This is a genomic window from Streptomyces sp. WZ.A104 (assembly GCF_002382885.1).
Taxonomy (GTDB): Bacteria; Actinomycetota; Actinomycetes; order Streptomycetales; family Streptomycetaceae; genus Streptomyces.
This window is the reverse complement of sequence record NZ_NWVL01000048.1, coordinates 1-15,558: the sequence shown is the minus strand read 5'-3', so window position 1 is coordinate 15,558 and position 15,558 is coordinate 1. Positions and strand designations below refer to the sequence as shown.

Annotated in this window: 14 protein-coding genes and 1 riboswitch; of the genes, 3 read left to right on the top strand and 11 right to left on the bottom strand. The window is 69.6% G+C overall.

The window, feature by feature from the left end:
* Positions 1-485: 485 nt before the first annotated feature.
* Together CIB93_RS23955 and CIB93_RS23950 are read left to right on the top strand one after the other, a co-directional pair.
* Entirely contained in the window at positions 486-1,070 is a 585-nt protein-coding gene (locus CIB93_RS23955) for a hypothetical protein (protein WP_096629711.1), read from the top strand.
* A 327-nt stretch (positions 1,071-1,397) separates the two neighbouring features.
* Positions 1,398-1,604 (top strand): DUF5999 family protein, encoded by a 207-nt coding sequence (locus CIB93_RS23950; RefSeq protein WP_007452228.1) that lies wholly within the window; start codon positions 1,398-1,400, stop codon positions 1,602-1,604.
* Positions 1,605-1,707: 103 nt separating this feature from the next.
* On the opposite strand, the gene gcvP is transcribed toward CIB93_RS23950, so the two are convergent.
* Entirely contained in the window at positions 1,708-4,593 is a 2,886-nt protein-coding gene (gene gcvP, locus CIB93_RS23945) for an aminomethyl-transferring glycine dehydrogenase (protein ID WP_096629710.1), read from the bottom strand.
* Between the two features lie 193 nt (positions 4,594-4,786).
* Positions 4,787-4,884: riboswitch (glycine riboswitch) on the bottom strand.
* A gap of 132 nt (positions 4,885-5,016) precedes the next feature.
* Between gcvP and CIB93_RS23940 the strand changes: the two genes are divergently transcribed.
* Complete coding sequence (locus CIB93_RS23940; RefSeq protein ID WP_096629773.1) at positions 5,017-5,388, top strand: PRC-barrel domain-containing protein; 372 nt, start codon at positions 5,017-5,019, stop codon at positions 5,386-5,388.
* On the opposite strand, the gene CIB93_RS23935 is transcribed toward CIB93_RS23940, so the two are convergent.
* The 10 genes from CIB93_RS23935 to CIB93_RS23890 all read right to left on the bottom strand — a co-directional run bounded on the left by CIB93_RS23935 (position 5,310) and on the right by CIB93_RS23890 (position 15,335).
* Entirely contained in the window at positions 5,310-6,767 is a 1,458-nt protein-coding gene (locus tag CIB93_RS23935) for a DNA polymerase IV (RefSeq protein ID WP_096629708.1), read from the bottom strand. The genes CIB93_RS23940 and CIB93_RS23935 overlap by 79 nt on opposite strands.
* Before the next feature lie 115 nt (positions 6,768-6,882).
* On the bottom strand, positions 6,883-7,500 hold the full coding sequence (locus tag CIB93_RS23930; protein ID WP_096629707.1) for a MerR family transcriptional regulator: 618 nt from the start codon (positions 7,498-7,500) through the stop codon (positions 6,883-6,885).
* A gap of 168 nt (positions 7,501-7,668) precedes the next feature.
* A complete protein-coding gene (locus CIB93_RS23925; protein ID WP_006123076.1) occupies positions 7,669-8,142 on the bottom strand; it encodes a bifunctional nuclease family protein in 474 nt (157 codons plus the stop codon).
* A 53-nt stretch (positions 8,143-8,195) separates the two neighbouring features.
* A complete protein-coding gene (locus tag CIB93_RS23920; RefSeq protein WP_096629705.1) occupies positions 8,196-8,942 on the bottom strand; it encodes a MerR family transcriptional regulator in 747 nt (248 codons plus the stop codon).
* A 44-nt stretch (positions 8,943-8,986) separates the two neighbouring features.
* The gene (locus tag CIB93_RS23915; RefSeq protein WP_096629704.1) at positions 8,987-9,766 is read right to left on the bottom strand and encodes an FHA domain-containing protein; all 780 of its coding nucleotides are present in this window, start codon (positions 9,764-9,766) and stop codon (positions 8,987-8,989) included.
* 190 nt (positions 9,767-9,956) lie between these two features.
* Positions 9,957-10,769, bottom strand: a complete 813-nt coding sequence (locus CIB93_RS23910) for a DUF881 domain-containing protein (RefSeq protein WP_096629702.1) — start codon at positions 10,767-10,769, stop codon at positions 9,957-9,959.
* 5 nt (positions 10,770-10,774) lie between these two features.
* Positions 10,775-11,107, bottom strand: coding sequence for a small basic family protein (locus CIB93_RS23905; RefSeq protein WP_003970459.1), 333 nt, complete (start codon positions 11,105-11,107; stop codon positions 10,775-10,777).
* Positions 11,104-12,018: a DUF881 domain-containing protein gene (locus CIB93_RS23900; RefSeq protein ID WP_179500223.1), complete on the bottom strand. Its 915-nt coding sequence runs from the start codon at positions 12,016-12,018 to the stop codon at positions 11,104-11,106. Before CIB93_RS23900 ends, CIB93_RS23905 begins: the two co-directional genes overlap by 4 nt.
* A 100-nt stretch (positions 12,019-12,118) precedes the next feature.
* The gene (locus CIB93_RS23895) at positions 12,119-14,614 is read right to left on the bottom strand and encodes a mannose-1-phosphate guanyltransferase (protein WP_096629701.1); all 2,496 of its coding nucleotides are present in this window, start codon (positions 14,612-14,614) and stop codon (positions 12,119-12,121) included.
* A 112-nt stretch (positions 14,615-14,726) separates the two neighbouring features.
* Positions 14,727-15,335, bottom strand: a complete 609-nt coding sequence (locus CIB93_RS23890; protein ID WP_096629700.1) for a CDP-alcohol phosphatidyltransferase family protein — start codon at positions 15,333-15,335, stop codon at positions 14,727-14,729.
* Positions 15,336-15,558 lie beyond the last annotated feature (223 nt).

The following is a 15,558-nucleotide window of genomic DNA, read 5'->3' as shown; positions in this document are numbered from 1 at the left end:
CTCCTCCAGTGGCGGCCCGCGGCCCAGGCCGCTCGCATCACGATCGATAATGCCCCGTGGAAGTGATCCGTAACGCCCCCACGGGCTTCCGATACCCGATAGTCTGGTGGAGGGAGACCGGGGGCACATTCCTACAGCATGCGGCCATCGGCATTTTCGCCCGGGAAGAGCATGCCGGAAGCCGTGGTGGAAACACCGACGAGTTTCGGCCTACCGCAGGGCCGGAAGGGGTCCAGGTCAGGGCCGGGAACAGTGGAGCACTTCACCAGAAATACCGCAACTCGAAGTCCGGATGGAGCCTTGCGCGAAATATCCCCGGCTGCTAGCGGAAACACTGTGTGAACACGCGTCATATAAACTCCGGTGGACGAGGCAGAGAGTTGATACGCATCGCCCGTCATCGGCCTCTTACGGCCAGAACGCCGACAGCGCCGTCTGCACCCGCCCACGCATCACCGTGTCTCCGAAGTGAGAGGCGACCCACTATGCCGCTGCATGTCCCCTCGGCTCCCGCGCCCGCCCTGCGCAGCGTGTCCGCGGCCCTCGGTTCTCCCACCGCCGTCCGCGAGGCCCGAACGTCCGCTCTCCGGTCCGTCCAGGGACCGCTGAGCCCCGAGCTACCGCTTCCCGTCCATGTGCTGGACCGGACCACTCCCGCCCGGACAGCTCCCCTCACACGCCTCACTGCCTGGCGCTTCCTGATCCGCAGCGAGGGCCGTGCGGTGGCCGCGGCGGACACCGTGCTCACCCCCGACGGCTGGACGTTCTCGCACTTCTTCGAGGGGCCCTACCTCGCCTCGACCGAGCTGGCCGTGCGGCAGGCGGAGGCGTCGGCCGCCACCTATCAGGCGCGGCTGCTGTCCATCCCGGAGCTGTACATGCTCACCCTCTGGCTGCACGGCGACCCCGATGCCGACCCCGCGGGCGGCGTGCTCGCGCCGACGGACGTGCTGGTGCCCCTGGCGCCGGCCCCGCCGGGCATCGCCGCGCACCGCCCGCACCGGGTCGCCGACCTGCTGCCGGTGATCTCGCTGCGCGTGACGCCCGGGCCTCTGCTCAGCTCGGCCTGACCGCCCCCGCCCCGCCGCACGCCCTCGTAGCGGCCCGCATCCGCCCCGTAGGTCCGTACGGCGGGAAGGGTCACTGCGGGGGCGTCCTGCTGCCCACTCGGACTAGTCCCGTCCGGCCACCCCGAACCACCCAAAGGGACCCTGCAGTTGCGGTGAACCGTCCGCGCGGGTGATGCGTCATGGGAGGAGTACGGGAGCTGCAGCGAAATCCCTGCGGAATCACCCCCGTAGGGCAACACTGGGACCGGACCGACTGATACGGGGGCGGCCATGAACACCTCATCCAGCCGCAGGACACTCGACTCGACGCAGCGAAAGAACCCATCCATGTGCCAGCACCAGCCACCCTGCCCCACCGCCGACTCACCCGACCGGGAGGCGGCCCGCCTGACGGCCCACCACCCCGAACAGGGCTGGAGCCTTCTGTGCAACGGCGTCCTGCTCTTCGAGGACACCGGCGAACTGCTGCCCGACGGGCAGATCATCGCCCCGCACCGGCCGCTGGCAGCGGGCCGCGTGGTGAAGGCCGCCTGAGCGGTCGTACGAAACAGGGGCCGGCCCGGAGAGATCTCCGCACCGGCCCCGACGCATGCCCGGACCTACGCCACTCCGGGCGCACGTCCTACGACAGGCCGCTTCAGTTGTCGTACTCGTCCAGCGGCGGGCAGGAGCAGACCAGGTTCCGGTCGCCGAAGGCCCCGTCGATGCGGCGGACCGGCGGCCAGTACTTGTCGGCGGCGGACACACCGGCCGGGAAGACGGCCTCCTCGCGGCTGTAACCGTGCTCCCAGTCACCGCCCAGCGCACCCGCGGTGTGCGGGGCGTTGCGCAGCGGGTTGTCGTCCGCGCTCCACTCGCCGGAGGCGACCTTCTCGATCTCGGCGCGGATCGCGATCATGGTGTCGCAGAACCGGTCGAGCTCCGCGAGGTCCTCGCTCTCGGTCGGCTCGATCATCAGCGTGCCGGCGACCGGGAACGACATGGTCGGCGAGTGGAAACCGTAGTCGATCAGGCGCTTGGCGATGTCGTCGATGGAGACGCCGGTCGCCTTGGAGATGGGCCGCAGGTCGACGATGCACTCGTGCGCGACCAGTCCGGCCGGGCCGTTGTACAGGATCGGGAAGTGCGGCTCCAGGCGCTTGGCGATGTAGTTGGCGGCCAGCACGGCGACCTGCGTGGCGCGCTTGAGACCCTCGCCGCCCATCAGACGCACGTACGCCCAGGAGATCGGCAGAATGCCCGCCGAGCCCCATGGGGCGGCCGAGATCGGGCCCACCCCGGTCTCCGGGCCCGCGGCGGGCTGGAGCGGGTGGTTGGGGAGGTACGGGGCGAGGTGCGCGCGGACACCGACCGGGCCGACGCCGGGACCGCCGCCGCCGTGCGGGATGCAGAAGGTCTTGTGCAGGTTCAGGTGCGAGACGTCGCCGCCGAACTTGCCGGGCTTGGCGAGTCCTACCAGCGCGTTGAGGTTGGCGCCGTCGACGTAGACCTGGCCGCCCGCGTCGTGCACCTCGCCGCAGATGTCGGCGACGTGCTCCTCGAAGACCCCGTGGGTGGAGGGGTAGGTGATCATGAGCACGGCGAGCTCGTCGCGGTACTGCTCGATCTTGGCGCGCAGGTCCGCGATGTCGACCTCGCCGTCGTCGGCGGTCTTCACCACGACGACCTTCATGCCCGCCATGACGGCGCTGGCTGCGTTGGTGCCGTGCGCGGAGGACGGGATGAGACAGACGGTGCGCTGGTCGTCGCCGTTGGCACGGTGGTACGCCCGCACGGCCAGCAGACCCGCGAACTCGCCCTGCGAACCGGCGTTGGGCTGGATGGAGACGGCGTCGTAACCCGTGACCTCGGCGAGGCGCTCCTCCAGCTCACGGATGAGGGTGAGGAAGCCCTGCGCCTGCTCGGCCGGGGCGAAGGGGTGCAGCGCGCCGAACTCGGGCCAGGTGATCGACTCCATCTCGGCCGTCGCGTTCAGCTTCATCGTGCAGGAGCCGAGCGGGATCATGCCCCGGTCCAGCGCGTAGTCACGGTCGGCGAGCTTGCGCAGGTAGCGCAGCATCGCGGTCTCGGAGCGGTGCTGGTGGAAGACCGGGTGGGTCAGGATGTCGTCGGAGCGCAGCGCCCCCTCGGGCAGCGCGTCGCCGACCGTGGCGTCCAGCGCCTCGATGTCGCCCTCGGCGCCGAAGGCGGCCCAGACAGCGGCGATCTGCGCTCGGGTGGTGGTCTCGTCGCAGGCGATGGAGACGTGGTCGGCGTCGACGAGGCGCAGGTTGACCCCGCGCTCCCGGGCGTCCGCGACGACCCCCGCCGCCTTGCCGGGCGCCCGCACGGTCAGGGTGTCGAAGAACGCGCCGTGCACGACGTCGACGCCGGCGCCCCGCAGGCCGTCGGCCAGGATCGCGGCGAAGCGGTGCGTGCGCCGGGCGATCGTCCGCAGCCCCTCGGGGCCGTGGTAGACGGCGTACATCCCGGCCATGACGGCGAGCAGGACCTGCGCGGTGCAGATGTTGCTGGTGGCCTTCTCGCGGCGGATGTGCTGCTCGCGGGTCTGGAGGGCCAGGCGGTAGGCCTTGTTGCCGTCGGCGTCGACGGAGACGCCGACGAGGCGGCCGGGCAGGGAGCGGGCGAACTTCTCGCGGACCGCCATGAAGCCGGCGTGCGGGCCTCCGAAGCCCATCGGGACACCGAAGCGCTGGGTGGTGCCGACGGCGATGTCGGCGCCGAGGGCTCCGGGCGAGGTGAGCAGCGTCAGGGCCAGCAGGTCGGCGGCGACGGTGACGATCGCGCCGAGCTCGTGGGCCTGCTCGATGACGGGCTCGATGGCGCGGACGGCACCGGAGGCGCCCGGGTACTGGAGCAGGACGCCGAAGACGCCGCGCGCGGCGATCTCGGCGGGGATGCCGTCGCTGAGGTCGGCGACGACGACCTCGACTCCGGTGGGCTCGGCGCGGGTCTCGATCACCGCGATGGTCTGCGGCAGGGTGTCGGCGTCGACCAGGAAGACGCCGTTCTTGACCTTGCCGACGCGCCGGGCGAGCGCCATCGCCTCGGCGGCCGCGGTGCCCTCGTCGAGAAGGGAGGCGCCGGAGGTGGGCAGCCCGGTCAGCTCGGCGACCATCGTCTGGAAGTTCAGCAGGGCCTCCAGGCGGCCCTGGGAGATCTCCGGCTGGTACGGCGTGTAGGCCGTGTACCACGCGGGGTTCTCCATGACGTTGCGCAGGATGACGGGCGGCGTGAAGGTGCCGTAGTAGCCGAGGCCGATCATCGGGGCGAGCACCTGGTTACGGTCGGCCAGCGACCGGAGCTCGGCCAGGACCTCGGCCTCGGTGCGCGCCGAGGGAAGGTTCAGGGCCTCCGCGCTCTTGATCACGTCGGGCACCGCGGCGGCGGTCAGCTCGTCGAGGGAGCCGTAGCCGACCTGGGCGAGCATCTTCGCCTGGGCCTCGGCATCGGGCCCTATGTGGCGCTGCTCGAACGGAATGCCCTGCTCCAGCTGGGAGAGCGGAGTGCGACGGGGGGTCATGGTGGAGGCCTCCTGGTCTGTCACGACCTGCGAGGGGCACCACGGCGCGGGTGCCCGGACGGCCTCCCCCTCTGTCATCTCAACCTGAGAGCTTCGCCGGCCCGCCCAAGGGCGTGCCGGCTTTCACCGTCGGTGAGGGTCGAGTCCGCCTGAGCCTGCGCCCGCACGGAACCGCCCTGCTTTCCAGAGTGACCTCATCCGTGCGGTACGGGGGCCTGAGAGATTCCGGGGAGGAGTTGCTCCTTCGGCGCCTCCGGATTCTTCACCGGAGGACTCTCCCGCACGGGGTCAGCAGCCAGTGCCAGCCTACCAGCGGCCATCAGCGCGGAACTCTCAAGTGGCCGACACCACGGATCTGCACTTGTGTAGTGCTGGTGGGCATCAGGGACCGCCCTGAGCAGTCTGCGACCAGTGGGAGGCACCGTGCAGACCGATATCGATCCGCGCCGCCTGATCGGCCGCAAGGCATTCGATCGCAAGGGCACCAAGATCGGAACGGTGGATGAGGTCTATCTCGACGATGCGACGGGGGTCCCCGAGTGGGCGGCCGTCCGCACCGGCCTGTTCAGCAGGGATGCCTTCGTCCCCCTGGAACCCAGCGAATTCGTCGACGAGGCGCTGCGCGTCCCCTTCGACCGCACGTTGATCAAGAACGCGCCGGACTTCGGTGTCGGCAGGCATCTCTCGCCCGAGCAGGAACTCCAGCTCTACCGTCATTACGGACTGGACTCCTCGCCCCCGGAGGAACCGTCCACCGACCGTGACTTCGGCAGGCTGGCGGGCCAGGAGGAGTAGTCCGGCGCTTCTCGGACGAGCGGCAGCGGATCGGCGGGCCGCAGCAGTGGATCGTCGATACGGAAGGTGAGAACCCGGCCGGGTGCGCTCCACGGTTCCTCGAACCGGACGGTGACCCGGCCGATGCCGCTCCCCTGCACCCAGCCGTGCCCGTGCTCCTCGTGGTGCACGTCGTGTCCGGCGGGCCAGCGCCGGGCGGCGAGCTGCTCGGCGCTGTCCGCTTCCGGTTCCGGGACGGCCTCCTCCCCGGGTGCCCCCACAGCCTGCACCTGCGGCTCGTGGGAGCGCCGCTCCAGCTCCCGGGCATCGGCGGCCTGCGCGAACAGATCCTCCTGAGTGAAGTCGGCCAGCCCCGTGACACCCACGCCCAGGAGCCGTACGCCGCCGGTGGTGTCGACGGACTCCAGCAGCCGCCCGGCCGCCTCCCGCACCACCGTGGGGTCGTCCGTGGGCCCCCGCAGCGTCTCGGAGCGGGTCAGCGTGGAGAAGTCGTAGCGGCGCACCTTCAGCACCACCGTGCGCCCCGACCGGTCCGCCGCGCGCAGCCGCTCCACGCACCGCACGGCCAGCCGCTCCACCTCGGCGCGCACCCGCACCCGGTCGTGGAGATCCACATCGAAGGTGTCCTCCACGGAGACGGACTTGGCGTCCCGTTCGGCGACCACCGGCCGGTCGTCGAGTCCCAGGGCCATCCGGTGGAGCCCGTGCCCGTGGGCCTTGCCGACCAGCCGTACGAGCTCCGCCTCGCCCGCCTCGGCCAGGTCGTGGATGCTGGTCATCCCCGCCCGCCTGAGGTGGTCGCCGGTGGCCGGCCCGACCCCTGGCAGGACGCGGACGGACATGGGGGCGAGCAGCTCGCGTTCGGTGCCCGGCTCGATGAGCAGCAGCCCGTCCGGTTTGGCCTGCTCGGAGGCGATCTTGGCGAGCATCTTGGACCCGGCCAGGCCGACGGAGCCACTGAGTCCGGTCACCGCCCTGATGGCCGCCCGCAGTCCCTCCCCCGTCGCCCGGGCCGACGCCGCGTCGTCCGCCGCCCCGCCGGCCTCCAGGTCGACGAAGGCCTCGTCCAGGCTGAGCGGCTCGACCAGGGGCGACAGCCGCCCCAGGAGCTCCATCACCTGGTCGCTCACCGTCCGGTACAGCGAGAAGCGGGGCACCAGGTAAGCGGCGTTCGGCGCGAGCCGCCGGGCCTGGGCGGTGGGCATCGCCGAGTGCACCCCGAGGCGCCGGGCCTCGTACGAGGCGGTGGCGACCACTCCGCGCGGCCCGAGGCCGCCGACCACAACCGCTTTGCCGCGCAGGCTCGGCTTGGCCGCCTGCTCCGCCGACGCGTAGAAGGCGTCCATGTCCAGATGAAGGATGGTGGGCGCGGGTCTCACACCGACGATGCTGCCCTACGGCACTGACAACGGGACGGCCCGGCGCCCCGTGGGGTGCCGGACCGTCCCGTGCCCTCCAGCTGTCTGTCCGTCCGACCCGGATCGTCCGGAGCGCTCAGCCCGCCCGGTTACGCCGCCGGGCCAGCTCGTCCGCGGGGTTGTGGCCGATGAGCGTCTCGCCGGTGTCGACCCGCTCCCCGTGCAGCTGCGAGAGCGCCACGTCCACGTCCCGCCAGACGACGCCCACGGCGATCCCGAAGACGCCCTGCCCGCCCTGGAGCAGGCTGACGACCTCGTCGGGCGAGGAGCACTCGTAGACCGTGGCCCCGTCGCTCATCAGCGTCATGCGCTCCAGATCCTGAAAGCCCCCGGCCCGCAGATGCTGGACCGTGGTGCGGATGTTCTGGAGAGCGACTCCGGTGTCCAGGAACCGCTTGACGATCTTGAGGAGGACCACGTCCCGGAAACTGTAGAGACGCTGGGTCCCCGACCCGTAGGCCGGACGCACACTCGGCTCGACCAGGCCCGTACGCGCCCAGTAGTCGAGCTGGCGGTAGGTGATGCCCGCCGCCGCGCACGCCGTCGGTCCGCGATAGCCGATATCGCTCGCCGCTGTCACGCCGTCCGCTGCCACCGCGGCCGGCTGCACCGGCTGCCTGATGGCGTGGTCGGCTCCACTGCCGTGCTGCGGATACGGCCCACCCGCCGCCGTACCGTCGCCGCTGCTTCTCACGCCGACCTCCGTCCTTGACCTGCCCACTCGAAGGTAGGCAGTCACTCGGGGTGCGTCAACGATCGCCACACTCGGCACGCCGAGTGATAATCACCCTGAGGGTGGTTTCCCGTGACTCGTTTCCGGGAAAGGCTTGCCGGATGCGCTGACGACACCCCTGCGGGACGGTCACTGACTGTTCGTACCGAAGTCCTCCGGCGAGATCTGGTCGAGGAACTCGCGGAACTTCTCCACCTCGTCCTCCTGCTCGTCGGGGATCGCGATGCCCGCATCGTCCAGCACGCCGTCACTGCCGTAGATCGGCGTGCCGGTCCGCAGGGCGAGCGCTATGGCGTCGGACGGCCGGGCGCTCACCTCCACCCCGCTGGCGAAGACCAGCTCCGCGTAGAAGACCCCTTCGCGAAGGTCCGTGATGCGCACCTCGGTGAGCTCCTGGCCCACGGCCTCCAGCACATCCTTGAACAGGTCATGGGTCAGCGGCCTGGCCGGAGCCATGCCCTGCTGGGCGAAGGCGATCGCGGTCGCCTCACCAGGACCGATCCAAATGGGGAGGTACCGGTCGCCTCCCACTTCACGCAGGAGAACGATCGGTTGGTTGGAGGGCATTTCCACCCGGACACCGACAACGTCGAGCTCGTTCACACAGCAACCCTAGGACGTGCTCGCCATGTTTGGGTAGTCGGGCTCCGCCGAGGTCAGTGCAGACGGCTCCGCAGAGCGGTCTGGACGAGTGCCGCGTGCAGCCGTACGGACAGCTCCGCGAGCTCGTTCGCGGTGGCCTCCGCATGGGCTCTGGTCTGCGGATTACGGTGTCGGCGCAGCGGCGCGACCACCTGCTCCACCAGGCCCGCCTCCCGGTCGGCGGAGGCCCGCATGGCTCGAAGGTGACGCGGTTCGAGTCCGAATCGCCCCAGATCAGCGACCAGCTTGGCTACGGTGACCATCTCGGCGTCGTAGCCGCCCTCGGGGGCCGGAACGATGAGCCCGTAGGACTCCCACTCCTCCAGCCGCTCCTCATCGACCTCGGCCGCCGCGAGCAGCTCGGCGCGCCCGATCCGCACGGCGGTGGCCGCACCCGGACCTGCGGCGTCCCAGACCCCGTCGGCCAGGTCCCGCCGATCGCCCGGAGAGGGCAGGACGGGCTGCTCTCCCCGCGCCAGGGCGTCCAGGTGCTCCCGGATGACCTTGAGCGGCAGATAGTGGTCCCGCTGCATGCGCAGCACCTGGGCGAGGCGCTCCACATCACGCGGGGCGAACTTCCGGTATCCGGAAGGAGTGCGCTGCGGCTCGATGAGCCCCTCGGCCTCCAGGAACCGGATCTTGGAGATGGTGACTTCGGGAAACTCGTCGCGCAGCTCGATGAGCACCGTACCGATGCTCATCGAGCCCTCTTCCGCGGTGGCGGCGCCGTGACCGGCACCGCCTGTCGGTGTTCGCAGCATGGGCCTTCCTGGGGGTCCCCCCGGACAAGGAGTCCGGGGGCTGGTCACACGCCCCGCGGGCTCGCATAGAAGACCAGGCGGTACTTTCCGATCTGGACTTCGTCGCCGTTGGACAGCTGGACCGAATCGATGCGCTCACGGTTGACGTAGGTGCCGTTGAGGCTGCCGACATCGCCCACGGTGAAGCTACCGTCCGGACTCCTGCGGAACTCCACATGACGGCGCGACACGGTCACGTCATCGAGAAAGATGTCGCTCTGCGGGTGACGGCCGGCCGTCGTCAGATCACTGTCGAGCAGGAATCGGCTTCCGGAGTTCGGGCCGCGCCGCACGACCAGCAGGGCCGAACCGCCCGGCAGCGCGTCGACGGCCGCCTGAGCCTCCGGGGAGAGCGAGGGCAGAGCCGTCTGCCCCGTCGCCTCCGCCTCGTACGCCTCAAGACCCGAGATCGAGATCGTCGACGTCGTCTCCGAAGCACGCTCGGGAACGCCGCCCCGCAGCGGCGTACCGCAGTTGGAGCAGAACCTGCTGGCCTCCGCGTTGCGGTGACCGCACCTTGCGCAGACCGGCATCGACGAGCCCTCCGGGGTGAACCCTCCACCTGCACTTGAGGCTGATGGTTCGCCGAAACCTATTGCCCCGGCACCGGCAGGGTCAACAGACGACACGCCGGGTCCGCCCGGGGTACCGGACACCTCGTCACGGAAGAGCGGACGCTCCGCCTCCGGCTCCTCGGCCTGACCGTGGCGCGGAGCACGGTGGCGGGCAGCACTGTTGCTGTCCTCGCGTGCACTCTTACCGAACAACTTCGCAAACAACTTCACGGGCGATTCCCCTTGACCGACATAGACCCGCCCGTGGGGCAGGACGAACCCTGAATGAATACACCTGCCGACCCGGACATCTTCACAACGTCCGTATCCACTCGACAGTTTCCACCACGCACCACCAATCCGGTGCGGCGACCCCCCGCAAGCTCCCGACCCGGTCCACCGGCCCGTACACTCACCGGACTCACGGGGATGACGACCGAGCGTAGTCAGGCCGCTGCGCCGGTCGCAAGGCGTCGACCACGATGTCGTCGGACCGCTCCACGACCACCGTGGCCTGCTCCTTCTCCAGCGTCTGGACCACACCGCCGGGGATGTTGAGCGCGGGCTCCAGGTCCTGCGGCTGGCCGATGACCGTGAACTCGTACGGCGCCTCGATCTTCTCGCCGTCCACCTGGACGTCCCCGCCCTCTCCGGCGAAGTAGGTGTTGGCCACCACGCGCACCCCGTTGACCTCGATGGCCTCGGCGCCCGCCGCCCGCAGCTCCTGAAGCGCGTCGAGCAGCATGTCGGCCGCGACCGCCCGGGCCGGGTCACTGATCGTCAGGGTGATGCCGGGGCCCTGTGCCGCCACGGTGCCCGCGAGGATGCCGAGCTGACGCTCCTTCTCCCGCGTCTGCTTCCGGGCCTCCTCGGCCTGGTCGGAGCTGTTCTCCAGCTCGGTGCGCTGGTCGTCCAGGCGCTGCTTCTCGTCCTCCAGGCGCTGCGTCCGGTCGTCGACCTCGTCGAGGATGCGGACCAGGTCCTCCTGTCGGGCACCGCGCAGCGCACCGTCGTCGCCGGCGGACCGCACCTGGATGGCAAGCCCCAGACCGAGACCGAACAGCAGCAGGGCGACGATGAGTTGGGCCCGGCTGAGCCGGGGCGGCCACAGGCCCGCCAGCAGTCTCTGCCGCCCGGAGACCTCCTCGGCCGCAAGCGGGGGCACGGAAGCTTCCGGGGTGGCGGGCGCGCCGTCCTCGGGCTGGGGGCTGCGGGTGTTCTCGTCGTTGTTCATCGGCCTCAAGCCCGGAAGACGTGGCGGCGGATCGCCGCGGCGTTGGAGAAGATCCGGATGCCGAGCACGACCACCACACCCGTGGAGAGCTGAGCGCCGACCCCCAGTTTGTCGCCGAGGAAGACGATCAGCGCGGCCACCACGACGTTGGAGAGGAAGGAGACGACGAAGACCTTGTCGACGAAGATGCCGTCGAGCATCGCCCGCAGACCGCCGAAGACGGCGTCGAGCGCGGCGACCACCGCGATCGGCAGGTAGGGCTCGACCACCGCCGGTACCTCGGGCCGGACCAACAGTCCGACCACGACTCCCACGACGAGGCCCAGTACGGCGATCACGATGTGCCCTTCCCTGTGTCTGCCGCACCACTGCCGGCGGCCTTCGGCTCTGCTGTACGGACGATCAGGCTCGGCGCGGCCGGAAGCCGCACCTTGGCCTGGTCGGACATGCTGGTGCGAATGTCGAAGCTCTCCTTCAGCGCGTTCAGATACTGGCCGTCGGCGCTGTCCCGGAACGCGGCCGCGAGCTTCTTCCCGTCCCCCACCACGAGCACCGTGTACGGCGGTACAAGCGGCCTGTTGTGGACCAGTATGGCGTCGCCGGCGGCCCGGATGGCGGACAGCGCGGTGAGCCTTTGCCCATTGATGGCGATGGCCTCGGCGCCGGACTCCCACAGCCCGTTGACCACACGCTGCATGTCCCGGTCGCGCACCCGCCCGGTGTCGGTGAAGCCGCTGGACTCCCGCGGCCCGCCGCCGCCCTGGTCGGTGTTCCTGGCGTCGTCCACGACGAGCTTCACACCCGGGCCCTCGACCGGGGTCGCCCCGGCCAGTAGGGACACCAACTCCCCCTGGGCTCCCCCATGGCGCTCAAGGGCCTTGCGCTGGCGTTCGCTCACGTCGGCACGGAGCTTGTCGACATCCGACTCCAGCGTGTCCGCCGCCTTGGTCTCCGCGTTGATGCGGTCGATCAGTTCCTCGCGCTCCTTCGCGACGACCGGGGCCGCGATCCGCGCCTCGGCCGCGCCGAGGGTGACCACGAGGGCGGCCACCACCAGTCCCGCCGCCAGCCAGAGCTTCGACCTGAGCGTACGGGGCAGGCCCTCGCTCCCGTCGGCCTTTCGGCGCGCCGCGGCCTCCGCGTAGCCCTCGTCGAGGCTGTGGTCCATCACGTTGTTCAGCAGCGACATGGAGGCGTCGGGGCGTGCGGTCGGCGAGGTGGTGCTCCGATCGGGGGACTGCTGCGACATGCCGCACATCGTCGCACGTCACCACGGCTGCCGCCGAATGGCCCCACCGGTGTGCCGGAAGCCCCTGCCCGGGGCGTTCCGGCACACCGGCTCACAGCGACTAGCTGCCCGCGCTGTCCACGACCGCGGACCACTCGTCGAGCAGCGCCTGGGCCGAGGCGTCGTCCGGGCCTTCCGCCCACAGATGCGTCACGGCCTCGGCCCGGTCGGGCAGGACCATGATCCACCGCCCGTCCGCCTCGACCACACGCACCCCGTCCGTGGTGTCCACGCTGCGGTCACCGGCCGCTTCGACGACCCGCCGCATGACGAGCCCCTTGACGGCCCAGGGCGTCGCCAGATCGCGGCGCAGGACGTGGGCGCGGGGAATGCGCGCGTCGATCTGGCTCAGGGTGAGCTGGGTGCGCGCCACGAGCCCGATGAGCCGGACGAAGGCCGCCGTCCCGTCGAAGACGCTGCTGAATTCGGGAACGATGAACCCGCCGCGCCCGTCTCCTCCGAAGATGGTGGCTTCCTCACGGCCGACCCTGGTCAGGTCGTCGGGCGAGGTCGTCGTCCATTCCACCTGCGTACCGTGGTAGGCCGCCACCTGCTCGGCGACGCGCGTGGTCGTCACGGGCAGGGCGACCCGGCCGCTGCGCCGCTCGGCGGCGACGAGATCGAGGAGGACCAGCAGGGCCCGGTCGTCCTCGATGATCCGGCCCAGTTCGTCGACGAGGGAGAGCCGCTCCCCCACCGGGTCGAACCGCACCCCGAAGGCCGCCCGGGCCGAGGAAACGATCTCCCCGAGCCGTACGAGCCCCGCGCGCCGGGTGTCGGCGGACTCGGTGGGCCGCGACTCGTCGAGCCCGGGGTTGATCGTCAGCGCGTCCACCCCGAGCCGCCCGAGCAGGCTGGGCAGAACGAGTCCGGCGCTGCCGTTGGACGCGTCGACGACAACCTTCAGCCCGGAGTCGGCGATGCCCGTGATGTCGACGTTGCGCAGCAGCGAACCGGTGTACGAGTCGAAGACGCTGGACGGGAAGTACAGGTCCCCGATCTCACCGGGGAAGGCCCTGCGGTACTCCTGGCGCGCGTAGACCCGGTCCAGCTTGCGCTGCTGGGCCTGTGAGAGATCCGCGCCGCGCTCGTCGATGAACATGATGTCGACGGAGTCCGGCACACCGGGCGAGGTACGGATCATGATGCCGCCCGCGCTGCCGCGGGCCGTCTGCTGCCGGGCCACGGGCAGGGGGACATTCTCCAGGTCCCGTACGTCGATGGCGCTGGCCTGGAGGGCCGAGATGACGGCCCGCTTGAGTGCCCGCGCGCCTCGGGAGTGGTCACGTGCGGTCGTGACCGTGGACCCCTTCTTGAGGGTCGTGGCGTAGGCGCCCGCCAGCCGTACGGCCAGCTCCGGCGTGATCTCGACGTTCAGAATGCCGGAGACCCCGCGCGCGCCGAAGAGGTGTGCCTGTCCCCGGGATTCCCAGATCACCGAGGTATTGACGAACGCACCGGCCTCGATGGTCTTGAACGGATACACCCGTACGTTGCCCTGGATGATCGACTCCTCGCCGACCAGGCATTCGTCACCGATGACAGCGCCGTCCTCGATCCGGGCCGCACGCATGATGTCGGTGTTCTTGCCGACCACGCAGCCGCGGAGGTTGCTGTGCTGTCCGATGTAGACGTTGTCGTGGACGACGGCCTTGTGGAGGAAGGCACCCGTCTTGACGACGACGTTCGACCCCACCACCGTGTGTTCGCGGATCTCGACGTCCGCCTCGACCTTGGCATAGTCGCCGATGTACAGCGGCCCGCGCAGCACCGCGTCGGGATGAACCTCCGCGCCTTCGGCCACCCACACTCCGGGCGAGATCTCGAAGCCGTCGAGCTCCACGTCGACCTTGCGCTCCAGGACATCGGCCTGGGCCTTCACATAGCTCTCGTGCGTACCGACGTCTTCCCAGTAGCCCTCGGCGATATAGCCGTAGATGGGCTTGCCTTCCTTCATCAACTGCGGGAAGACATCACCCGACCAGTCGACGGACGTATCGGCCTGGACGTAGTCGAAGACCTCGGGCTCCATGACGTAGATACCCGTGTTCACGGTGTCCGAGAAGACCTGACCCCAGGTCGGCTTCTCCAGGAACCGCTCGACCTGCCCTTCCTCGTCCACGATGGTGATCCCGAATTCCAGCGGGTTGGGAACCCTGGTCAGACAGACCGTGACGAGTCCGCCCTTTTCCTTGTGGAAGGCGATGAGGTCGGTGAGGTCGAAGTCGGTGAGCGCGTCACCGGAAATAACGAGGAAAGTGTCGTCCTTCAACGCCGCCTCGGCGTTCTTCACGCTGCCCGCGGTGCCGAGTGGCTTCTCCTCGTTGGCGTAGGTGAGCTCCATCCCGAGCTCCTCGCCGTCCCCGAAATAGTTCTTGACGAGGGAGGCGAGAAACTGGACGGTCACCACCGTTTCACTGAGCCCATGCCGCTTCAGCAGCCGCAGCACATGCTCCATGATCGGCCGGTTGGCCACGGGCAGAAGCGGCTTGGGCATGCTTGAGGTCATGGGGCGAAGGCGTGTGCCCTCGCCGCCAGCCATCACGACGGCCTTCATGTCGGAAACGTCCTCCTAGAAGAGACGACGGTTAGCCGACTTCGCCCGTCGCGGCATCATTCAAGACAACTGCCGCGGACCGGCCACACTGCGCGGCACCGCATCAACGAGCTCAATCGGCTACTGCATCCGCCTTGACGAGTCGGCGGACCTGAACCACGTAGAGGATCCCTGCCCACCAATAGAGCGTTGTACCCCATCCTGCGAACGCCCATCCGAAAACGGCAGCCAGTGTTGCCAGCCAACCACTCCCGTCGCTGAGCAGCAACAAGGGGAACGCGTACATCAGGTTGAAAGTTGCAGCTTTCCCGAGGAAGTTGACCTGTGGCGGCGGATAGCCGTGGCGGCGCAGGATGGCCACCATCACGAGCAGCATCAGTTCCCGGGCGAGAAGGGCCGCGGTGAGCCAGAGCGGCAGGATCTCCCGCCAGGTGAGGCCGAGCAGGGTGGAGAGAATGTAGAGGCGGTCGGCAGCCGGGTCCAGGAGCCGGCCGAGACTGCTGATCTGGTTCCACCGTCGGGCGAGCTTCCCGTCGAGGTAGTCGCTGATGCCGCTGAGCATCAGCACCAACAGCGCCCACCCGTCGCTGTTGGGACCGCCGAACACGGGGCGGAGAATCAGCCACAGGAAGAGCGGCACCCCGACAAGGCGAGCCATGCTGAGGATGTTGGGGATGGTGAGGACCCGGTCCGTCTGGACCCGAGTCTCCTGGACCTCCACCCGGGGGCCTCCTGTGAAGAACGTGCCAATGATGCCCCCTGACCTTACCCGCAGCTTCTGCCGACGGATGCACAGGGGTCGGCGCTCAGCTCTTGCTGCTGAACGCAGAAAAGCCCCGTACCTTGCGGTACGGGGCTTTCCCGGAAAAATTGTTCGGCGGCGTCCTACTCTCCCACAGGGTCCCCCCTGCAGTACCATCGGCGCTGAAAGGCTTAGCTTCCGG